Origin of the sequence: Stutzerimonas stutzeri (assembly GCF_000219605.1) — a bacterium.
Lineage (GTDB): Bacteria > Pseudomonadota > Gammaproteobacteria > Pseudomonadales > Pseudomonadaceae > Stutzerimonas > Stutzerimonas stutzeri.
Window position 1 is genome coordinate 611225 of the sequence record NC_015740.1, and the last position, 20293, is coordinate 631517.

Genomic DNA, 20293 nt, shown 5'->3' on the forward strand with positions numbered 1-20293 from the left:
CAAAGGATGGAAACGTGAGCGAAGCAGATTCCAAGAAAGAACCGCTGCAACCCCCCGCCAGCGAGCCGGCCCCCGCGACCGAGCCTGCGAAACCCGCAAAGCCCGCCAAGCCCGTCCCATCCAAGCCTGCCGCCAACGGCGGCGCCAAGTCCCTGGCAGCCTTGGCGCTGCTGGTCGGCCTGGGCGGCGTGGCGCTCGGTGGTTATGGCATCTGGCAGCTGCAACAGCTCGGTGCTCAGCAAGACCAGCGGCTCGAAGCCATGCAGGGGGCTGCCGAGCAGACGCGTCAGCTGGCCGAGCGCGAACGCCAGCTGGCTGCGCGGCTCGGTCGGCTGGAACAGCTGCCGTCGGCCAGCGAGCTGGAGGAGCGCCGTCGCCTGCTGGCCGCGCTGCAGAGTGATCAGCAGCGCCTTTCCGGGCGGGTCGAGCAGGTGCTGGGCGCGAGCCGCGAGGAGTGGCGCCTGGCCGAAGCCGAGCACCTGCTGCGCATGGCGATGCTGCGACTCTCGGCCATGCAGGACGTGAAAAGCGCCGAGATGCTGGTTCACGAAGCCGATCTGATTCTGCAGAAGCAGGACGATCCCGGTGCCTATGGCACCCGGCAGAAGTTGCTCGAAGGTCTCGAAGCGCTGCGCAGTCTGCCGGAGCTGGACCGTACCGGGCTGTTCCTGCAGCTGGGGGCATTGCGTGGGCAGACCGGCCAGCTCAGCGCGCTCGCCCCGGAATTCGTCAACGGCGAGGCGCTGCCGGAAAACGCCCAGGACAGTCGCTGGCAGCGCTGGCTGAACGAATTGACGCGCTACGTGCGGGTGGACTTCGATGCCAGTGCCGACGTGAAGCCGCTGCTCGCCGGCCAGACCCTGGGCCAGGTGCGCCTGGCACTGTCGCTGGCCATCGAGCAGGCGCAATGGGCCGTGCTCAACGGCAACACCCGGGTCTATCGGCAGTCGCTGGAGCAGGCGAGCACACTGCTCAAGGATCATTTCAGCGATGATAACGGCCAGGCCCGTGGCCTGCGCGAGCGCCTGGAAGCCCTTACCCAGCGCGAGGTCGAGGTGAGCCTGCCCGATCTCGCACCCGCCCTGCAGGCGCTGCAGGCCTACGTGCAGAAACGTGAGCGCCGCGATGAAAGCGACGCGGGCGAGACGTCCGCTCAGCCCGAGGCGCAGGACGCGGAGCAGGAGGCCCAGCGCACATGAGACGTCTGGTTCTGGTCTTCATTCTGCTGCTCGCGATCGCAGGTCTGCTCGGCTGGGCGATCAGCCAGAGCGCCGGTTATGTGCTGATCACCTATGACCGCTTCCGCTACGAATCGAGTTTCTGGGTCTTCCTCGCGCTGATTGGCTGCCTGTGGTTGCTGGCGCTGGCGGTGCACTGGGTGCTTGGGCTGCTGCACGTGTCCGGCGCGCTGATCAATCCCTGGTCGCGTCGCCATCGTGAGCGCCGTGTCGAGAAGGCCTCTCGACGAGGCCTGCGCGAACTTGCCGAAGGGCAGTGGGGGCCGGCGCTCGGCCATCTGCAGTTGGCTGCGGAAAGGGATCGTCAGCCGCTGGTCCACTACCTGGGCGCGGCGCGGGCAGCCAACGAGCTGGGCGAGTACGCACAGAGCGACGAGTTGCTGCAGAAGGCTCGCGAGCGCGAACCCGAAGCCGCACTGGCGATCGGCCTGACCCAGGCGCAGCTGCAGATCGCCCGTGGCCAGTATGTCGAAGCGCGGGCGTCTCTCAGCGCACTGCAAAGCGATCATCCACGGCACCCCTACGTGCTGACACTGTTGCAGCAGCTCTACGTGCAGCTCGAGGACTGGGCGGCGCTGTGCCGCCTGCTGCCGGAGCTGCGCAAGCATCGAGTGCTGCCACCGGCGCGCCTGAGCGAACTGGAGGTACTGGCGTGGACGGCGGCGGTCGAGCAGGCCGGGCAACCTTCCGAACTGACCGCGGAGGCGAGCCTGGAGGCGCTGAATCAGCGTTGGCAGACCGTTCCCAGCGCGCAGCGCGGGGAGCCATTGGTGGTGCGTGCCTATGCCGACGGGCTCGTCCGTCTGGGTGCGCAGGCGAAGGCCGAAGAGGTGCTCTACGCGGCGATCAAACGGCAGTACGACGATCGCCTGGTGGAACGCTATGGGCGTGTGCAGGGTAGCGATCCGGCGCGCCAGCTGGCCAATGCCGAGGGCTGGCTGAAGGATCACCCACAGAATGCCGTCCTGTTGCTGGCTCTCGGGCGGCTCAGCCTGCGCAATGCGCTGTGGGGCAAGGCGCGCGACTATCTGGAGGCGAGCCTGCGTTTCGATCATCGTCCGGAAACCTGCGCCGAGCTGGCGCGTCTGCTCGCGCAGCTGGGCGATACCGAAAGCAGCAACCGGTTGTTCCAGCAGGGTGTTGGCCTGCTCGATCGCAATCTTCCGGCTACGCTGTGACCGCTTCGTCAGGTCCGCCATGCGGCGGGCTTGACGGCTTCCTGCAGGCCTGCGAGCGCTTGTAACCACGACGGGGTTTCCACTACCGTAGCGAACTTTTCCTGCTAGCGGAGCCTCCATGCGCCTGGCCAGCCCTCGTTCCCTGTTCGTCATCGCCTTCCTGGGCAGCGCCTTGCTGATCGCCATCGCGCTCTACATGGAGCACGTGATGGGCCTTGCGCCATGCCCACTGTGCATCGTTCAGCGCATCTGCGTGATCGGCTTCGGCCTGGTCTGCCTGGTGGCGGCGATCCACGGGCCGGCGAAGGTGGGGCGTCGCGTCTATGCGGCCATCGCCGCGCTGTTCGTGGCCGCCGGTGCCGCTACCGCAATCCGCCAGATCTGGCTGCAGAGCGTGCCGGCCGATCAGCTGCCGAGCTGCCTGCCGAGCCTGGAATACATGATGGAGGCGCTGCCCTTCCAGGAAATCGCCCGCCTTGTTCTGCACGGCACCGCCGAATGCGCCGAGGTCAGCTGGACCATGCTCGGCATGAGCATCCCCGAGTGGAGCCTGTTGGGCTTCATCGGTATGGCGATCGTCTGCCTCTGGCAGCTGCTGCGCCGAGACTGATCGACTTTTCTCTTTTTCCCGCCGAACTCCTGCTGCTTTTGCACGGTCTTCTCATGGACGTGCGGCGCAGCTGAGGCTGCCTGTGCGCTCGCGCGATTCGTTGGGCATTTTGCTTGATGCATCGAGCGGCGCGGCATAGTCTGCTCGTGCGGTGACGGATTCTTGCCATTCGCGCCGCCACTCACCCAAGGCCGCTACCGAAAGACAAAAAAACGTCTCGGAATGGCGTACAAGCATCATCGATTAGGGAAGTGAGGTCATCATGCTCGAGAGCTGTCGGAATGCCCAGGAACGCTGGGGCGGTGTACATCTGCTGATCGACCGTTGGCTGCATGAACGCCATGCGCTGATCAACGCCTACGACCGGTTGCATATCGAGCGCGACGACGCTCGCCAGGCCCTGCAAAGGTTCTGCGAATATCTGGTCGACTACGTCTCGGCCGGCCATTTCGAAATCTACGAACAACTGCTTGCCGAGGCCGAGGCGTTCGGCGATGCGCGCGCCATCGAGCTGGCCAAGCAGATCTACCCGCGCATCGAGACCATCACCCAGGTGGCGCTGAGCTTCAACGATCGTTGCGAAAAGGGTGACTGCCTCGGCAGCCCCGGTCTGGCCGATGAGCTGAAGAAGCTCGGGCAGCTTCTGCACGAGCGTTTCGAACTGGAAGACTGCCTGATCGAAGTGCTGCATACAGCGCATAAGCAAGCGGCTGCTCCGGCCTGAGAACCGAGCCACCCGCTGCGGCGGGTGCAACGCTTCGCGTCCCCTGGCGGCCACCTGGCGGGCCGTCTAGTATGGGTGCACCGTTCCTGCCAGGAGGCACCTTCATGCCCGCGAAGAAGAAGTCGGTTACCACCCCGCTGCATCTGTTGCAGCAGCTTTCCCACAGCCTTATCGAACATCTGGACAAGGCCTGCAGCCAGGCGATCAAGGACGCCGAGGGCGCGCTCGCCAAGCTGCAGAAGCAGCGCGGCAAGGCGCAGGACAAGCTGACCAAGGCCCGGGCCAAGCTGGACGAGGCGGGCAGCACTGGCAAGCCCAAGGCGCAGACCAAGGCACGTGCCCGACTCGGCGAACTGGAAGAGTCCCTTACCCTGCTGCAGACCCGTCAGAGCGAAACGCTGAATTACTTGGCGGAGCTCAAGCGCGACGCCGAGCACAGCCTGAAGCTGGCGCAGGGCATCCGTCAGGTTGCCGATGCTGCAGACCAGGCGCTGCAAGGCCGTCAGCAGCCAGCCAAGCCTGCAGCAGCGCGCCCGGCGGCCGGCAAGTCCGCGCCGGCGGCCGCCAAGCCCCGCACCTCTACGACCAGAGCTCCCGCAGCCAAGGCTGACAGTGCCCCAGCGAAAGCCGGCACGACCACGACTGCCTCCAAGCCGGCCGCCAAGCCTGCGGCAAAGTCGCCAGCCAAGGCTGCGGTCAAACCGGCTGCGAAAGCGCCCGCCAGTGCCGCGGCCAAGCCCGCCACGACGGGGGCGAGCGCAAGCAAGGCGCCGGCCCGTTCACGTGCGGCTGCCGGTTCGAAGGCACCCGCGTCGGCGGAGAAAAAGACTGCCGCGTCGGCAGAGGCGCCGGACAAGGCGGCAGCTGCCAAGCCTGCAACCAAGGCCACAGCCAAGAAGCCGGTGGCGCGCAAGCCAGCGGCCAAGCGCGCCGCCGCTCAGCCAGCAGCCAGCTCCAGCTGAGTCTGCAGCGCCGCGCTGCGCAGGACTTCCAGCGCGGCGCGGTTGTGCGCTACCGGGACGAGGGGTTCCAGCCAGGCGTCGGCAGCGCCGTTCGAAGGCCAGTCCTGGCTGATCTTCTGCAACCGTTCGAGCAGTTCGCGCTCGGCTTGCAGTTCCAGCGCTTTCAACGCCTCACGCAGGCTGTGTAGCGCCAGGTCCTGTTCGGCCTGCGATCGCCATGCCTGACGCAACCCCCGCAGCGGCTCGATCACGTCCCCGCGCCAGGGCGCAGCAAGCGTGGTCAACGCCTGCAGACGCGCCTGGCTGCAGGCGACGCCGCGTGCCTGCAGCCAGGCGCCACACAACAGCAGGCACACGTCCGCGCCCTGGTTTTGCAGCTCCAGGCAGGCCGTTTCGACACCTGGTCGGGCATAGCAGGCTAGGGCGAAGGTCCAAAGGTCAGGGGTTCGCATTCGAGTGGCGCCTTTTTTTGTCGACCGCCCGGCTGGCTTTCCAGGCGAACTGATAAACTCGCGGCCATTATGATCCGACTTCAGAACCTCACTCTACAGCGCGGGCCCCAGCGACTGCTGGAAGGCGCCGAGCTGACCCTGCATCCCGGCCAGAAGGCCGGCCTGGTTGGTGCCAACGGTGCCGGCAAATCCACACTCTTCGCCCTGCTGCGTGGCGAGCTGGTACCCGATGGTGGCGACTGCCAGCTGCCGCCGGACTGGCGCATCGCGCACATGCGCCAGGAGATCGAGACCCTCGAGCGCCTGGCGGTGGACTATGTGCTCGATGGCGATGTTGAGCTGCGGCGCATCCAGACCGAACTGGCTGCCGCCGAGCAGGCCCATGATGGCAACGCACTGGCGCGCCTGCACACCGAACTGGACAACGCCGACGGCTACAGCGCCGATGCGCGGGCGCGCAAGCTGCTCGCCGGGCTGGGCTTTTCCAATGAGCAGATGGTGCTGCCGGTCGGCAGCTTTTCCGGCGGCTGGCGCATGCGTCTGAACCTGGCGCAGGCGCTGATGTGCCCGTCAGACCTCCTGCTGCTGGACGAACCGACCAACCACCTGGATCTGGATGCGATCCTCTGGCTGGAGGACTGGCTCAAGGGCTACCCCGGCACGCTGCTGCTGATTTCCCACGACCGCGACTTTCTCGACGCGGTGGTCGACCACGTCATCCACCTGGAGCAGCGCAAGCTGACCCTCTATCGCGGCGGCTACTCGGCGTTCGAACGCACCCGCGCCGAGCGTCTGGCCCAGCAGCAGCAGGCCTACGAGAAGCAGCAGGCGCAGCGCGCGCACATGGAAAGCTTCATCCGCCGCTTCAAGGCCAAGGCGACCAAGGCGCGCCAGGCACAGAGCCGGATCAAGGCCCTGGAGCGGCTGGAAGAGCTGGCCCCGGCGCACGTGGATTCGCCGTTCGACTTTCGTTTCCGCGAAGCGGACAAGGTCTCCAGTCCGTTGCTGGATCTGGCCGAGGGCCGCCTCGGCTATGGCGACAAGCTGGTTCTGGACAAGGTCAAGCTGCAGCTGGTGCCTGGCGCGCGGATCGGCCTGCTGGGTCCCAACGGTGCCGGCAAGTCGACCCTGATCAAGACGCTCTCCGGCGAGATTTCGCCCCTCGGCGGCCGCCTGCAGCGCGGCGAGAACCTGGTGGTCGGCTACTTCGCCCAGCATCAGCTCGACTCGCTCGACCCCAAGGCCAGCCCGCTGCTGCACCTGCAGCGCATCGCCGCCAACGAGCGCGAGCAGACCCTGCGCGATTTCCTCGGCGGCTTCGATTTCCGCGGCGATCGTTGCGACGAGCCGGTGTTGAACTTCTCCGGTGGCGAGAAGGCGCGCCTGGCGCTGGCGCTGATCGCCTGGGGCAAGCCCAACCTGCTGCTGCTCGACGAACCGACCAACCATCTGGATCTGGAGATGCGCCTGGCGCTGACCCTGGCGCTGCAGGACTTCGAAGGCGCGGTGCTGGTGGTGTCCCACGATCGGCATCTGCTCAAGAGCACCACCGACGAGTTCCTGCTGGTGGCAGACGGCCGGGTGCAGGACTTCGACGGCGATCTCGAGGATTACGCGCGCTGGCTGGTGGACTACCGTGCGCGGCAGCAGCCGTCTGTTGCCGCTGAAGCGGTCGCCGACAAGACCGACAAGCGCGCCCAGCGCCAGGCCGCCGCCGCGCTGCGCCAGCAGCTGGCACCGCACAAGCGCCAGGCCGACAAGCTGGAGAAGGACCTGGCTGACGTGCACGAAAAGCTGGCCGCCCTGGAAACGCGACTCGGCGACAGTGCGCTCTACGAGGCGGCGCGCAAGGACGAACTGCGCCAGTTGCTGGCGCAGCAGGCCGAGCTCAAGGTTCGTGAAGGCGAGCTGGAGGAGGCCTGGCTGGAGGCACTGGAAACCCTGGAAGCCTTGCAGGCGCAGCTGGAGGCCAGCGCATGAGCGAACCCTGGCTGACCCTGGTCGAGGAATGGCGCCTGCAATGGATGCTGGGCTTGCAAGTATTGCTGATCCTGCTGGTGGCCTACGTGCTGCAACGGCTGGTGGTACGCGGTCTGACGCGGGTTTCGTCGCGCTACCCGCTGCCACCGGAGTTGCTGATCCCGGTGCGCGGCGGCATCCGCTGGTTCATCATCGGCGGCGCGCTGATCATGGTGCTGGAGCGCTTCGGGGTGTCCGCCACGGTGCTGTGGACGGCCATTTCCGGTTTCGTCGCGGTAGCCGCGATCGCCTTCTTCGCCATCTGGAGCGTGCTGTCCAACCTGCTGTGTGCGGTGCTGATCCTGACTGTCGGGCCGTTCCGTCTGGGAGACGTGGTGGAAATCGTCGAGGCGTTCGACAAGCCGATCGTCAAAGGGCGTGTCATCGATATCAACCTGCTCTATACCACCCTGGAAGAAGTGGCCGAGGCGGGTACCGGGGCTATCGTCCAGGTGCCCAACAGCCTGTTCTTCCAGAAAGCCGTGCGCCGCTGGCGTGGTGCCGACGTCCAGCTCTTCAACCGTAATCTCAACGAGTAGAACACCATCATGGAATGGCTCAGCAACCCGGAAATCTGGGTCGCGTTTCTGACGCTGACTGCCCTGGAAATCGTCCTGGGCATCGACAACATCATCTTCATCTCCATTCTGGTCAGCCGCCTGCCCAAGGAACAGCAGCCCAAGGCGCGCTTCTTCGGCCTGGCGCTGGCGATGGGCACACGCATCCTGCTGTTGCTGTCGATCGCCTGGGTGATGCGTCTGACCAACGACCTGTTCACGGTCCTGGGGGAGGGCGTATCGGGGCGTGACCTGATCCTGTTCTTCGGCGGCCTGTTCCTGCTGTTCAAGAGCACCCTGGAAATCTGGCACAGCGTCGAAGGCGAGGAGGAAGAACAGACCGCCGGCGGCGCGGCCAAGGCGGGTTTCGTTGGCATCATCCTGCAGATCGCAGTGATCGACATCGTCTTCTCGCTGGATTCGGTGATCACCGCGGTAGGCCTGGTGCAGCATGTGCCGGTGATGGTCGCGGCAATCGTGATCGCGGTGCTGGTGATGATGGTTTCGGCCGGGACCATCGCCGATTTCATCGACAAGCATCCGACGCTGAAGATTCTCGCGCTGTCGTTCCTCATCGTCGTCGGCACGCTGCTGATCGCCGAAGCCTTCGATGTGCACGTGCCCAAGGGCTACGTCTACTTCGCCATGGCTTTCTCGCTCGGCGTCGAGGCGCTGAACATCCGCATGCGCAAGGCCATGAAGCGCAAGCTCAAGGAACCGGTGAAGCTGGGCAAGGGCTCGCCGGACTGAACCCACGCGTCTGAAACGGAGGGCATCACGATGACACTGGAAACCTGGCTCGCATTCTTTGTCGCCTGTTGGGTGATCAGCCTGTCGCCGGGCGCCGGGGCCATCGCGTCGATGTCCTGCGGCTTGCAGTACGGCTTCTGGCGCGGCTACTGGAACGCCATCGGCTTGCAGCTGGCGCTGGTACTGCAGATTGCCGTGGTCGCCGCCGGCGTCGGCGCGGTGCTGGCCACCTCGGAACTGGCGTTCGGCCTGATCAAGTGGTTCGGCGTCTGCTACCTGCTCTGGCTGGCCTGGAAGCAGTGGCAGGCGCAGCCCGAAGCGCTGGACGATTCGGCGGCGCCGCGGCCCATCGGCCGGCCGCTGAGCCTGGTCTTGCGTGGCTTCCTGGTCAATGCCAGCAACCCCAAGGCGATCGTCTTCATTCTTGCGGTGCTGCCGCAGTTCCTCGATCCGCAGCGGCCGCTGCTGCTGCAGTACAGCGAGATGGCCGCGACCATGGTGGTGGTCGATCTGGTGGTCATGGCCGGCTACACCGGGCTTGCCGCCAAGGTGCTGCGCCTGCTGCGTACGCCGCGTCAGCAGCGCCTGGTCAACCGCAGCTTTGCCACCATGTTCGCCGGGGCGGCGGCCCTGCTGGCGACCGTTCGGCGTGCCGCGGCATGAGCGAGGCGGTTACGATGCGCGTATGGATCGACGCCGATGCCTGCCCGCGCGCAGCCAAGGATCAGGTGATCAAGTTCGCCCTCAAACGCAAGTTCGAGGTGCTGCTGGTCGCCGGGCAGAGCCAGGTCAAGCCGGCGTTCGCCTGCGTGCGTCTGATTGTCGTGCCGAGCGGGCCGGATGCCGCGGACGACTATCTGGTCGAACATGCCGAGCCCGGTGACCTGGTGATCTGCAGCGACGTGCCACTGGCCGACCGGCTGGTGAAGAAGGGGGTCGCCGCGCTCGACCCGCGCGGGCGCGAGTTCGACGAGCGCAACATGGGCGAGCGCCTGGCGGTGCGCAACCTGTTCACCGATCTGCGGGATCAGGGGCAGGTGGGTGGCGGCCAGGCGGCTTACGGCGAGCGTGACCGTCAGGCGTTCGCCAATGCGCTGGACCGCTTGCTTACGCGGTTGTCACGGTCGCAGTGAGTGGCCGCTCGGCCAGCCAGTCGCGCAGCGCCGCTAACGGCAGCGGCCGGCTGTAGTAGTAACCCTGGATGAAGTCGCAGCCGTTTTCGCGCAGATAATCGAGCTGCACTGCCTCTTCCACCCCTTCGGCCACCACCTTCAGACCCAGCTTGTGCGCCATGGCGATGATCGCTGCGGTGATGGCGCGGTCGTTGGCCTGCTCGGCAATTTCCCGAACGAACGCACGGTCGACCTTGAGCGTATCGACCGGCAGCTGACGCAGGTAGGTCAGCGAGGAATAGCCGCTGCCGAAGTCATCGATCGAAACCTTCACGCCCAGCTCGCGCACCGCGTCCAGCGTGCGGATCGCCGCGCCGAGGCTGTTCATCAGGGCGTTCTCGGTGACTTCCACGGTCAGTCGCGCGGGCTCCAGCCCCGTGCGTTCTAGGATCCGCGCAACCACCGCGGGCATCTGCGGGTTGGACAGGTTGAGCGCCGAGCAGTTGACCGCCATGCGCAGATCGTGGCCTTCCTCCAGCAGCCCGACCAGGTCGGCGCAGGCGCGGCGCGCCACCCAGGTGTCCAGCTCGGCGACGAAGCCATGCTGTTCGGCCAGCCCGACGAAACGCTCCGGACTGATGAACCCCTGCTGCGGATGCTGCCAGCGCACCAGCGCTTCGAGGCTCACCGGGCGCCCGCTGCGGCCGTCGACGATGGGCTGGTAGTGCACGCTGAGCAGATTCTCGTTCAGCGCTCGGCGCAGGTCCTGCTCCAGCGACAGGTCCTCCTGGGCGCGCAGTTCCAGTGCCGGATTGAAGCGCAGGCTGCGGTTGCGGCCGCTGGCCTTGCACTGCCCGACGGCCAGGCCGGCGTGACGGAACAGGGCGTCGAAGTTGAGGCCGTCCTCGGGGTACTGGCTGATGCCGATGCTGGCTGTCAGGCGCAGTTGGGTGTCGCCCAGGACGAACGGCGGGCGCAGCTGGTCGAGGATCCGCTCGGCGGTCGCCTGGGCATGCTCCCAGGCGCCCAGGGTGAGCACGCAGAACTCGTCGCCGGAGAAGCGCGCCAGCATGTCGTGCTGACCGAGCACCGCGCGAATGCGTTGCGCCGCCTGTTGCAGCGCCAGGTCGCCGCTGCGGTGACCGAGGCTGTCGTTGATGCGTTTGAAGTTGTCCAGGTCCACCACCAGCACCGCCAGTGCCTGGCGCTCCTCGCGTGCGGCCAGCACCTGGGTGACCATCTCGGTGAAAGCGCGGCCGTTGAAAAGGTTGGTCAGCGGGTCGTAGTGGGTCATGGCGTTGAGCTGGTGCTCGGCCAGATCGAGCGCCTCGCGCTGCTCGCTGAAGCGCTGTTCGGCCCAGCTCGCAGCAATGCCGGTGACGATCACCAGCAGGGCTACCAAGCCGATCGCCGAGGCGAGTGCGCCCTGGCCGGTGTGGCTGCCGAATGGCGCGGCGTGCTCCACGAGACCGGCGGGGACAGCCAGGGTCAGCGCGTGCATCCCGGTGTAGTGCATGGAGACGATTGCTGCACCCATCACCAGGCTGCATAGCAGGCGCTGCCAGCGCTGATGGCGGCTCTGGCTGGTGCGAAAATGAAAGCCCAGTACCAGCGCGGCGATGGAAGCGCCAATGGCAATCAGCACCGAGGCGGCAAAAGCCAGCGGCGCGTAGTAAAGCGTGGCCAGCGAACGGATCGCGGCCATCCCGGTGTAGTGCATCGCCGCAATGCCGATGCCGGCGGCGGTTCCGGCCAGGGCATACTGCGCCACGCTCAGGTGATCGCGGCCGAGCACGCGCATCACCACGTAGGACACCGCCACGGCGATCAGTAGCGAAAGGGCGGTGATGCCGTGCTCGTAGCGAATGTCCAGCGGCGCGCGGAAGGCCAGCATGCCGATGAAATGCATCGACCAGATACCGCCTCCCAGGGCGAAGGCGCCGACCCAGCGCCATAGCTCGCGCCCGCGCGGGCTGCTGCTGCGGCTGACCCGCTTGGCCAGGGCCAGGGCGGTGAAGGCCGCGGCGCTGGCGATCAGATAGGAGAGCACGACCAGCATCGGGTCATGGCTATGCCCGAGCAGGACAACCTGGTCGGCGGGCAGGTCGGAAAACTGCAGTCTGGACACGCGGCGGCACTCGAACTGTCGGGCGTCCTGCCTCGTGGAGATGATGGCTCATGGCCATGTTCGGCAGAGTGTACGAGAGCGCACCCCGGCCGCCAATCTCCTATCGGCCGTTCAGCCGCAAAGATAAGTCCCGGTGCCCACCGCGATCAGCGTGTCCGATTCGTTGTGCAGCTCCGAACGCACCACCGCGACCTTGTTGCCCGAGCGCAGCAGGGTCGCGCTGGCAGTGAAGCGCGTACCGCGGCCGGGGCGCAGATAGTCGATGCGCAGGTCGATGGTGCCGAGGCGGGACAGGCGGGCGGCGCGTTCCTGCATGGTCAGGTGACGATGCTTGTCGAAGGCGCCCAGCATCGCCATGGCGCCACCGGCGACGTCGAGCAACGAGGCGATCACGCCGCCGTGGAGGATGCCATGGACGAAGTTGCCGACCAGCTCGGGCTTCATTGGCAGGTGCATCACCACCCGCGACGTGGATATCTCATCGAGCTCGATGCCCAGGGCCTGGTTGAAGGGGATGCGCTCGAACATCTGGCGTACCGCCTGGGCCTGCTCGGCGAGCAGCGCATCGTCATGGTTCATGGTCGGCATTCCTGAAAAGGGTCGGACCAAACTGCCCGAGGTCGTCCGGGCTGAACAGGTCGACGGCAAGAGCACCCGCGGCTTTGGCGACTTTCGCGCAAAAAAATCCCGGGTTGCCCCGGGATTACGGTCTGTTCGAAGACTCAGTCCTCGGTGGTCATCTCCAGCACTCGGTCGACCAGCTTGTAGATGCCGGACGCCGCTTCACTGATGGACTGCGCCAGCATGTAGGCCGGAGTAGTGACCAGGCGGTGCTGCTTGTCCACCACGATGTCGCTGACCTCGCAGGCCTGGTGGCTGGCTCCCATCTGGCCGACCGCCTTGGCGGCGTCGGCGTCGTCGCTGCCGAGGGTGCAGATCACGCCAGCGCCGAAGATCTCCGCGGCCATGGTTGGCGCGATGCACATCATGCCGACCGGCTTGCGCGCCTCGGCGAAGGCCTTGACCAGCGCCACCACGTCCGGCAGGGCCTTGCTGTTCGCACCTTCGGTGGCGAAGGTGGAGAGGTTCTTCGCGGCACCGAAGCCGCCAGGCATGATCAGCGCGTCGAAATCCTCGGCGCGTGCCTCGCGCAGATCCTTGATTTCGCCACGGGCCAGGCGTGCCGATTCGGTCAGTACGTTGCGCGATTCCGGCATTTCCTCGCCGGTCAGGTGGTTGATCACGTGCATCTGCGCAATGTTCGGTGCGAAGCACTGTACCTTGACGCCGCGCTGGTCCAGGCGCAGCAGGGTGATGACGCTCTCATAGATCTCCGAGCCGTCGTAGACGCCACAGCCGGATAGGATCACGGCGACTTTCTTGTTCATAGCGATACTCCTGGTCAGTTTCAACGGCCCTGGGGTGGGCGCTGCGGATGGGCTCGATGCTAATACCTGGGGCGGTTCCAGGTAAGCCCCGCATGCTGGTTTGGATTCGCCTGACTCGCCGGTGTTCATTGCCGCAGGTCTGGCACGCGACTTTGCGCCCGCTCAAAGCACTGGCAGTCGTGGGCGGGGCTGGCGACAATGGGACGATTTCGCTGGTCCGGCGGCATGGCGTTGTCATCATTTCGTCATGCGCCGGGCCTATAAAACGTCATATTCGCCCGTTTTGCGGGCCAGGAGTCCGTTGTGAGTTTCGTTCCTGCCAGCCGCCTGTTCCCCGCCACCCGCCTGCGCCGCAACCGTCGCGACGAGTTTTCCCGCCGTCTGGTGCGCGAGAACGTGCTGACGGTCGATGACCTGATCCTCCCGGTGTTCGTGCTCGATGGCGAGAACCGTCGCGAAGCCGTGCCGTCGATGCCCGGCGTCGAGCGGCTGTCCATCGACCTGCTGCTCGAGGAGGCCGAGGAGCTGGTGGCGCTGGGCATCCCGGCACTGGCGCTGTTCCCGGTGACGCCGCTGGAAAAGAAATCTCTGGATGCCGCCGAAGCCTGGAATCCGGACGGTATTGCCCAGCGTGCCACGCGTGCGCTGCGTGCTCGCTTCCCGGAGCTGGGCATCATCACCGACGTCGCCCTCGATCCGTTCACCACTCACGGCCAGGACGGCATCCTCGACGACAACGGCTACGTACAGAACGACGTCACCGTCGATGCGCTGGTCAAGCAGGCGCTCTCCCATGCCGAGGCCGGTGCTCAGGTGGTCGCGCCGTCGGACATGATGGATGGCCGCATTCAGGCGATCCGCGAGGCGCTGGAAGTGGCCGAGCACCACAACGTGCGCATCATGGCCTATTCGGCCAAGTACGCCAGTGCCTACTACGGCCCGTTCCGCGATGCGGTGGGTTCGGCAGCGAATCTCGGCAAGAGCAACAAGAACACCTACCAGATGGACCCGGCCAACGGCGACGAGGCACTTCACGAGGTGGGCGCGGACCTGGCCGAAGGCGCCGACATGGTCATGGTCAAGCCCGGCCTGCCGTACCTAGACATCGTCTGGCGGGTGAAGGAGGCCTTCAAGGCGCCGACCTTCGTCTATCAGGTCAGCGGCGAGTACGCCATGCACATGGCCGCCATCCAGAACGGCTGGCTGAGCGAGGCCGTCATCCTTGAGTCTTTGGTCGGCTTCAAGCGCGCCGGGGCCGATGGCATCCTCACCTACTTCGCCAAGCAGGCGGCACAACAATTAAAACGGGGCCAGTGAGCCCTTTTCGAGGCAAAGCGATGATCAACCAGGGACTCAGCGAAAAGGATCTGCAGGACGCCGTCGTCAGCGAGGCGCTGGAGGTGGTCGAGCCGGAAGCGGTAGCGGTGCCTTCCGCGCCGCCGGAAGTCGTCGAGGAGGCGCCGGTCGCACCGGTGACCAATCTGGATGACAGCGCGCTGTACATCCACCGCGAGCTTTCCCAGCTGCAGTTCAATATCCGCGTGCTGGAGCAGGCGCTGGACGAGTCCTATCCGCTGCTGGAACGGCTGAAGTTCCTGTTGATCTTCTCCAGCAACCTCGACGAGTTCTTCGAGATTCGCGTGGCCGGGTTGAAGAAGCGCGTCACCTTCGCCCGCGAGCAGGCCGGCGCCGATGGTCTGCAGCCGCATCAGGCGCTGGCGCGCATTTCCGAGCTGGTGCATGAACAGGTCGACCGCCAGTACGCGATCCTCAACGACGTGCTGTTGCCGGCGCTTGCCGAACATCAGATCCGCTTCATCCGCCGCCGGCACTGGACGGCCAAGCTCAAGACCTGGGTGCGTCGCTATTTCCGCGACGAGATCGCACCGATCGTCACGCCCATCGGGCTTGACCCGACCCATCCGTTCCCGCTGCTGGTGAACAAGAGTCTGAACTTCATCGTCGAGCTGGAGGGCGTCGATGCGTTCGGTCGCGATTCCGGTCTGGCGATCATCCCGGCGCCACGGCTGCTGCCGCGGGTGATTCGCGTGCCGGAGTCGGTCGGTGGTCCAGGCGACAATTTCGTCTTCCTCTCATCGATGATCCATGCCCACGCCGACGACCTGTTCCATGGCATGCGGGTCAAGGGCTGCTACCAGTTCCGCCTCACCCGTAACGCCGACCTCTCGGTGGACACCGAGGACGTCGAGGACCTGGCCCGCGCGCTGCGTGGCGAGCTGATCTCGCGGCGTTACGGCGATGCCGTGCGTCTCGAGGTGGCCGATACCTGTCCGCAACACCTGGCGGACTTCCTGCTCAAGCAATTCAGCCTCGGCGAGAGCGAGATGTACCGGGTCAACGGCCCGGTCAACCTGACCCGGCTGTTCAGCATCACCGGCCTGGACAGCCACCCGGAGCTGCAATACAGCCCGTTCACCCCGTCGATTCCGAAGCTCCTGCAGAACAGCGACAAGATCTTCAGCGTGATCAACAAGCAGGACATCCTGCTGCTGCACCCGTTCGAGTCGTTCACGCCGGTGGTCGACCTGCTGCGCGAGGCGGCCAAGGACCCCTGCGTGCTGGCGATCAAGCAGACGCTGTACCGCTCCGGCGCCAACTCCGAGATCGTCGACGCGCTGGTGGATGCGGCGCGCAGCGGCAAGGAGGTCACTGCGGTGATCGAACTGCGCGCCCGCTTCGACGAGGAATCCAACCTGCAGCTGGCCAGCCGCCTGCAGCAGGCCGGCGCGGTGGTGATTTACGGCGTGGTCGGCTACAAGACCCACGCCAAGATGATGCTGATCCTGCGTCGCGAGAACGGCGAGCTCTGCCGCTACGCGCACCTGGGCACCGGCAACTACCACGCGGCCAACGCGCGGCTGTACACCGACTACAGCCTGCTGACTTCGGACGACGCGCTCTGCGAGGACGTCTCCAAGCTGTTCAGCCAGCTGATCGGCATGGGCAAGACCATGCGCATGAAGAAGCTGCTGCACGCGCCCTTCACGCTGAAGAAGACGCTGCTCGACCTGATCACCCAGGAGACCCAGCATGCGGCCGAGGGCCGGCCGGCGCACATCATCCTGAAGATCAACGCACTGACCGATCCGAAGATGATCAAGGCGCTGTACAAGGCCAGCCAGACCGGCGTGCGTGTGGACCTCATCGTGCGCGGCATGTGCTGCCTGCGCCCTGGCATCGCCGGGGTCTCGCACAACATTCATGTGCGCTCGATCATCGGACGCTTCCTCGAGCACAGCCGGGTGTTCTACTTCCAGAACGATGGCGACGAGAAACTCTATCTCTCCAGTGCGGACTGGATGGAGCGCAATCTCGATCGGCGGGTGGAAACCTGCTTCCCGGTCGAGGGCAAGAAGCTGGTGACGCGGGTGAAGAAAGAGCTGGAGGGCTTCCTCAGCGACAACACCCAGAGCTGGATCCTGCAGCCTGACGGCAGCTACGTGCGCAACAGCCCGACCGGCAACCAGAACGCGCGCAACGTGCAGAGCACCTTGCTCGAGCGTCTCACCGGACCGCAGGTCGGGACGCGTTGAGTCCCGACTGGCTGCCGGTTAGCTGAATGAACAAGGGCCCCTGCGGGCCCTTGTTTCATTTCATGCGCAGGTCGTAGCCCACGCGCGCGAGCCAGGCGGCTTCGGCCTCGAAGTCGGCGCGGGTCAGCGGGTTGGCGTTCAGCCAGTCGGTCGGGAAGATCAGTTCCAGGCTGCGTTCGTCGGCCTTCAGTTGCACGTCGGAGACGGCATTGGCGCCGCGGATGTGGTGGAACAGGATCGCGAAGCGCAACAGGATGCACAGACGAACCAGGGCGTCGGCGTCGGCCCCGGTTTCACCGAACTTGTCCTGCGGAATATTGCGCCGATGGCCGCGCACCAGCAGTGCCAGCATGAGCTGGTCCTGCCGCGAGAAGCCGGGCAGGTCGGAGTGCTCGATCAGATAGGCGCCGTGCTTGTGGTAGTGATAGTGGGCGATGTCCAGACCCACTTCATGCACGCGCGCGGCCCAGGCGAGCAGCTCGCGGTGCCAGTCCTGATCCAGGTTCCAGGCTTCGGCCACCTGGTCGAAGGCCTCCAGCGCCTTGGCCTCGACCCGTGCGGCCTGCTCCATGTCGACGTGGTAGCGCTCCATGAGAAAGCTCAGCGAGCGGTCGCGGATGTCCTCGTCGTGATGGCGGCCCAGCAGGTCGTAGAGCACGCCTTCTCGCAGCGCGCCTTCGGAGTGGGTCATGCTGCTGATCTCGAGGGCATCGAAGATCGCCTCCAGAATCGCCAGACCCGCCGGAAACACCCCGCGGCGATCCGGCTTGATGCCGTCGATATCGATCTTTTCCACATCGCCGAGCTTGAACAGCTTGCGCTTGAGCCAGCCGATACCGTCGGCGTTGACCTCACCGTTGCCGAAACCACCGCTCTTGATCGCCAGCCCGACGGCGCGAATGGTGCCGGACGCGCCGATGGATTCCTGCCAGCCAAGCCGGCGCAGGCCGTGTTCGATACCCATCAATTCGACGCGTGCCGCCGTGTAGGCCTGAGCGTAGCGCGCCGGGGTGATCTTGCCGTCGCGAAAGAAGCGCTGGGTATAGCTCACGCAGCCCATCTGCAGGCTTTCACGCAGCTGCGACTCGAAGCCTTCGCCGATGATGAACTCGGTGCTGCCGCCGCCGATGTCGGCGACCAGGCGCCGGCCCTGACTGGCCGGAACGGTATGCGACACGCCGAGGTAGATCAGGCGCGCCTCTTCGCGGCCGGAAATGACTTCCACCTGATGGTTGATGATCTCTTCGGCGCGGCGAATGAAGGTGGCGCGGTTGCGCGCCTCGCGCAGGGCATTGGTACCGACGATGCGTACCGCGCCCTGGGGCAGGTGGTTGACCATCTGCGCGAAGCGCCGCAGGCAGTCCAGGCCACGCTGCATGGCGGCCTCGTCGAGCAGGCGGTTCTCGTCGATGCCGGCAGCCAGCTGCACCTTTTCGCCGAGTCGTTCGAGGATGCGCATTTCACCGTTGCTGGTGCGCGCGAGCACCATGTGAAAACTGTTCGAGCCCAGATCCAGGGCGGCGATCATGGGAAAGGATTCAGCGGTGTTCTGGCGCATTGGGCGGTCTCGATGCAAAACCCCGACATCCTGACACGATCGACCCCATCCGCCAACGCAGTCATCGCCGCAGCGGCCTGCTCCGGACGGGCGCTCGTCGGCCGCCGACCGGTCTGCAGCTTTCGGTCCGCACGCAGTAGGGCTATGATGGCGACCTTTCCGTTCCGACCCTGGAGAAAATCCATGAGCGACTACATCAACAATGTCAGCGACAGCAGCTTCGAGCAGGACGTCCTCCAGGCCGACGGTCCCGTGCTGGTCGACTACTGGGCTGAGTGGTGTGGCCCCTGCAAGATGATCGCGCCGGTACTCGACGAGATCGCCAAGGACTATGAGGGCCGTCTGAAGGTCTGCAAGCTGAACATCGACGAGAACCAGGAAACCCCGCCGAAGTACGGCGTGCGCGGTATCCCGACCCTGATGCTGTTCAAGAACGGCAACGTCGAAGCGACCAAGGTCGGTGCGCTGTCCAAATCGCAGCTGGCCGCCTTCCTCGACAGCAACATCTGAGTACGACGAAGATCGCCTCCAAAGCCCTCGCAGATGCGGGGGCTTTTTTCATCTGCAGGGTGGACGCTTCGCCTGCACGGTGCTAAATTCGGCCACGCGACGCTTTCTTCCGTCGCCCTCTGCATGCCGTCGCCGACGCACTTCAGCCTCATAAAGCACAACGAACCTCGTTCGTCTCCTGCTGCGCGGCTTCTCAAGCTAATCGCTTTCTACATCCTTCCTGATCTCTTTCTATGAATCTGACTGAACTCAAGCAAAAGCCCATCACCGAACTGCTGGAAATGGCCGAACAGATGGGCATCGACAACATGGCCCGTTCGCGCAAGCAGGACGTGATTTTCTCCCTGCTGAAAAAGCACGCGAAAAGCGGCGAGGAAATCTCCGGTGACGGCGTGCTGGAGATTCTCCAGGACGGTTTCGGCTTCCTGCGCTCCGCGGATTCTTCCTATCTGGCCGGCCCGGACGACATCTATGTGTCGCCCAGCCAGATCCGTCGCTTCAACCTGCGTACCGGCGACACCATCGTCGGCAAGATCCGCCCGCCGAAGGAAGGCGAGCGCTACTTCGCCCTGCTCAAGGTCGACTCGATCAACTACGATCGGCCGGAAAACGCGAAGAACAAGATTCTCTTCGAGAACCTGACCCCGCTGTTCCCCAACGAGCGCCTGAAGATGGAGGCCGGCAACGGCTCCACCGAAGACCTCACCGGTCGCGTGATCGACCTCTGCGCACCGATCGGCAAGGGTCAGCGCGGCCTGATCGTCGCCCCGCCGAAGGCGGGCAAGACGATCATGCTGCAGAACATCGCCAGCAACATCACCCGCAACAATCCCGAGTGCCACCTGATCGTCCTGTTGATCGACGAGCGCCCGGAAGAAGTGACCGAGATGCAGCGCACCGTGCGCGGCGAAGTGGTGGCCTCCACCTTTGACGAGCCGCCGACCCGCCACGTGCAGGTCGCTGAGATGGTGATCGAGAAGGCCAAGCGCCTGGTCGAGCACAAGAAGGATGTGGTCATCCTGCTCGACTCCATCACTCGCCTGGCGCGTGCCTACAACACCGTGATCCCGAGCTCCGGCAAGGTACTCACCGGTGGTGTCGACGCCCACGCGCTGGAGAAGCCCAAGCGTTTCTTCGGCGCCGCGCGCAACATCGAGGAGGGCGGCTCGCTGACCATCCTCGCCACCGCGCTGGTGGAAACCGGCTCGAAGATGGACGAGGTGATCTACGAGGAATTCAAGGGCACCGGTAACCTGGAGCTGCAACTGGACCGCCGCATCGCTGAAAAGCGTGTGTTCCCGGCCATCAACATCAACCGCTCCGGCACCCGCCGCGAGGAGTTGCTGACCGCCGAGGACGAGCTGCAGCGCATCTGGATCCTGCGCAAGCTGCTGCATCCGATGGACGAGATCGCCGCCATCGAGTTCCTGCTCGACAAGCTCAAGGACACCAAGACCAACGACGAATTCTTCATGTCCATGAAGCGCAAGTAAGCGATTCGTTGTTGCCAACAAGGCCGGGGAAACCCGGCCTTTGTCTGTCTGCAGGTTTTG

Annotated in this window: 19 protein-coding genes; 14 read left to right on the plus strand and 5 right to left on the minus strand. The window is 65.2% G+C overall.

Translation table 11 applies throughout. The annotated features are described in order from the left end of the window. Positions 1 to 14 precede the first annotated feature (14 nt). The 5 genes from PSTAB_RS02800 (at position 15) to PSTAB_RS02820 (ending at position 4712) form a co-directional block, all read left to right on the plus strand. Complete coding sequence (locus tag PSTAB_RS02800; RefSeq protein ID WP_041755264.1) at positions 15 to 1199, plus strand: uroporphyrinogen-III C-methyltransferase; 1185 nt, start codon at positions 15 to 17, stop codon at positions 1197 to 1199. Further along, entirely contained in the window at positions 1196 to 2416 is a 1221-nt protein-coding gene (locus PSTAB_RS02805) for a heme biosynthesis HemY N-terminal domain-containing protein (RefSeq protein WP_013981633.1), read from the plus strand. The genes PSTAB_RS02800 and PSTAB_RS02805 overlap by 4 nt, the downstream gene beginning before the upstream one ends. 118 nt (positions 2417 to 2534) lie before the next feature. Beyond that, entirely contained in the window at positions 2535 to 3026 is a 492-nt protein-coding gene (locus tag PSTAB_RS02810) for a disulfide bond formation protein B (protein ID WP_011911761.1), read from the plus strand. Between the two features lie 262 nt (positions 3027 to 3288). Continuing rightward, positions 3289 to 3750, plus strand: a complete 462-nt coding sequence (locus tag PSTAB_RS02815; RefSeq protein ID WP_011911762.1) for an Rsd/AlgQ family anti-sigma factor — start codon at positions 3289 to 3291, stop codon at positions 3748 to 3750. A gap of 104 nt (positions 3751 to 3854) precedes the next feature. Beyond that, the gene (locus PSTAB_RS02820; RefSeq protein ID WP_013981634.1) at positions 3855 to 4712 is read left to right on the plus strand and encodes an AlgP family protein; all 858 of its coding nucleotides are present in this window, start codon (positions 3855 to 3857) and stop codon (positions 4710 to 4712) included. Here PSTAB_RS02820 and PSTAB_RS02825 read toward each other — a convergent pair. Beyond that, positions 4688 to 5164, minus strand: coding sequence for a TIGR02444 family protein (locus tag PSTAB_RS02825; protein WP_013981635.1), 477 nt, complete (start codon positions 5162 to 5164; stop codon positions 4688 to 4690). The two genes, PSTAB_RS02820 and PSTAB_RS02825, sit on opposite strands and share 25 nt — an antisense overlap. 69 nt (positions 5165 to 5233) lie before the next feature. Here PSTAB_RS02825 and PSTAB_RS02830 point away from each other — a divergent pair, with 69 nt between their 5' ends. From PSTAB_RS02830 to PSTAB_RS02850, 5 genes are read left to right on the plus strand one after another with little or no spacing between them, the layout of a single operon-like run. After that, the gene (locus PSTAB_RS02830) at positions 5234 to 7144 is read left to right on the plus strand and encodes an ATP-binding cassette domain-containing protein (RefSeq protein WP_013981636.1); all 1911 of its coding nucleotides are present in this window, start codon (positions 5234 to 5236) and stop codon (positions 7142 to 7144) included. Then, complete coding sequence (locus PSTAB_RS02835) at positions 7141 to 7722, plus strand: mechanosensitive ion channel domain-containing protein (RefSeq protein WP_013981637.1); 582 nt, start codon at positions 7141 to 7143, stop codon at positions 7720 to 7722. The genes PSTAB_RS02830 and PSTAB_RS02835 overlap by 4 nt, the downstream gene beginning before the upstream one ends. Positions 7723 to 7731: 9 nt before the next feature. Then, positions 7732 to 8490, plus strand: a complete 759-nt coding sequence (locus PSTAB_RS02840; RefSeq protein WP_011911767.1) for a TerC family protein — start codon at positions 7732 to 7734, stop codon at positions 8488 to 8490. 30 nt (positions 8491 to 8520) lie between these two features. Then, positions 8521 to 9153: a LysE family transporter gene (locus tag PSTAB_RS02845; protein ID WP_011911768.1), complete on the plus strand. Its 633-nt coding sequence runs from the start codon at positions 8521 to 8523 to the stop codon at positions 9151 to 9153. Positions 9154 to 9167: 14 nt separating this feature from the next. Then, positions 9168 to 9623 carry a YaiI/YqxD family protein gene (locus tag PSTAB_RS02850; RefSeq protein WP_013981638.1) on the plus strand — a complete coding sequence of 152 codons (456 nt, stop codon included), beginning with the start codon at positions 9168 to 9170 and terminating at the stop codon, positions 9621 to 9623. Here PSTAB_RS02850 and PSTAB_RS02855 read toward each other — a convergent pair. The 3 genes from PSTAB_RS02855 to elbB all read right to left on the minus strand — a co-directional run bounded on the left by PSTAB_RS02855 (position 9598) and on the right by elbB (position 13118). Next, on the minus strand, positions 9598 to 11730 hold the full coding sequence (locus PSTAB_RS02855; protein WP_013981639.1) for a putative bifunctional diguanylate cyclase/phosphodiesterase: 2133 nt from the start codon (positions 11728 to 11730) through the stop codon (positions 9598 to 9600). The two genes, PSTAB_RS02850 and PSTAB_RS02855, sit on opposite strands and share 26 nt — an antisense overlap. Positions 11731 to 11841: 111 nt before the next feature. Further along, entirely contained in the window at positions 11842 to 12309 is a 468-nt protein-coding gene (locus PSTAB_RS02860) for a thioesterase family protein (protein ID WP_013981640.1), read from the minus strand. A gap of 143 nt (positions 12310 to 12452) precedes the next feature. Continuing rightward, complete coding sequence (gene elbB, locus PSTAB_RS02865; RefSeq protein ID WP_011911772.1) at positions 12453 to 13118, minus strand: isoprenoid biosynthesis glyoxalase ElbB; 666 nt, start codon at positions 13116 to 13118, stop codon at positions 12453 to 12455. Between the two features lie 303 nt (positions 13119 to 13421). Between elbB and hemB the strand changes: the two genes are divergently transcribed. Beyond that, on the plus strand, positions 13422 to 14435 hold the full coding sequence (gene hemB, locus PSTAB_RS02870) for a porphobilinogen synthase (protein WP_011911773.1): 1014 nt from the start codon (positions 13422 to 13424) through the stop codon (positions 14433 to 14435). Positions 14436 to 14455: 20 nt separating this feature from the next. After that, complete coding sequence (ppk1, locus tag PSTAB_RS02875) at positions 14456 to 16672, plus strand: polyphosphate kinase 1 (RefSeq protein WP_013981641.1); 2217 nt, start codon at positions 14456 to 14458, stop codon at positions 16670 to 16672. 55 nt (positions 16673 to 16727) lie between these two features. Here ppk1 and ppx read toward each other — a convergent pair whose 3' ends face one another. Then, entirely contained in the window at positions 16728 to 18230 is a 1503-nt protein-coding gene (ppx, locus tag PSTAB_RS02880; protein ID WP_013981642.1) for an exopolyphosphatase, read from the minus strand. A gap of 183 nt (positions 18231 to 18413) precedes the next feature. Between ppx and trxA the strand changes: the two genes are divergently transcribed. Together trxA and rho are read left to right on the plus strand one after the other, a co-directional pair. Next, on the plus strand, positions 18414 to 18740 hold the full coding sequence (trxA, locus tag PSTAB_RS02885; protein WP_013981643.1) for a thioredoxin TrxA: 327 nt from the start codon (positions 18414 to 18416) through the stop codon (positions 18738 to 18740). A 233-nt stretch (positions 18741 to 18973) separates the two neighbouring features. Further along, entirely contained in the window at positions 18974 to 20233 is a 1260-nt protein-coding gene (rho, locus tag PSTAB_RS02890; RefSeq protein ID WP_011911776.1) for a transcription termination factor Rho, read from the plus strand. Positions 20234 to 20293 lie beyond the last annotated feature (60 nt).

Bases quoted from the DNA above. Each gene is read 5' to 3' on its own strand.
- PSTAB_RS02820 (WP_013981634.1), top strand. From the start codon at position 3,855: ATGCCCGCGAAGAAGAAGTCGGTTACCACCCCGCTGCATCTGTTGCAG.
- PSTAB_RS02845 (WP_011911768.1), top strand. From the start codon at position 8,521: ATGACACTGGAAACCTGGCTCGCATTCTTTGTCGCCTGTTGGGTGATC.
- PSTAB_RS02810 (WP_011911761.1), top strand. From the start codon at position 2,535: ATGCGCCTGGCCAGCCCTCGTTCCCTGTTCGTCATCGCCTTCCTGGGC.
- PSTAB_RS02835 (WP_013981637.1), top strand. From the start codon at position 7,141: ATGAGCGAACCCTGGCTGACCCTGGTCGAGGAATGGCGCCTGCAATGG.
- rho (WP_011911776.1), top strand. From the start codon at position 18,974: ATGAATCTGACTGAACTCAAGCAAAAGCCCATCACCGAACTGCTGGAA.
- PSTAB_RS02825 (WP_013981635.1), bottom strand. From the start codon at position 5,164: ATGCGAACCCCTGACCTTTGGACCTTCGCCCTAGCCTGCTATGCCCGA.
- PSTAB_RS02830 (WP_013981636.1), top strand. From the start codon at position 5,234: ATGATCCGACTTCAGAACCTCACTCTACAGCGCGGGCCCCAGCGACTG.
- PSTAB_RS02815 (WP_011911762.1), top strand. From the start codon at position 3,289: ATGCTCGAGAGCTGTCGGAATGCCCAGGAACGCTGGGGCGGTGTACAT.
- PSTAB_RS02840 (WP_011911767.1), top strand. From the start codon at position 7,732: ATGGAATGGCTCAGCAACCCGGAAATCTGGGTCGCGTTTCTGACGCTG.
- elbB (WP_011911772.1), bottom strand. From the start codon at position 13,118: ATGAACAAGAAAGTCGCCGTGATCCTATCCGGCTGTGGCGTCTACGAC.
- PSTAB_RS02860 (WP_013981640.1), bottom strand. From the start codon at position 12,309: ATGAACCATGACGATGCGCTGCTCGCCGAGCAGGCCCAGGCGGTACGC.
- PSTAB_RS02805 (WP_013981633.1), top strand. From the start codon at position 1,196: ATGAGACGTCTGGTTCTGGTCTTCATTCTGCTGCTCGCGATCGCAGGT.
- PSTAB_RS02850 (WP_013981638.1), top strand. From the start codon at position 9,168: ATGCGCGTATGGATCGACGCCGATGCCTGCCCGCGCGCAGCCAAGGAT.
- ppk1 (WP_013981641.1), top strand. From the start codon at position 14,456: ATGATCAACCAGGGACTCAGCGAAAAGGATCTGCAGGACGCCGTCGTC.
- ppx (WP_013981642.1), bottom strand. From the start codon at position 18,230: ATGCGCCAGAACACCGCTGAATCCTTTCCCATGATCGCCGCCCTGGAT.
- trxA (WP_013981643.1), top strand. From the start codon at position 18,414: ATGAGCGACTACATCAACAATGTCAGCGACAGCAGCTTCGAGCAGGAC.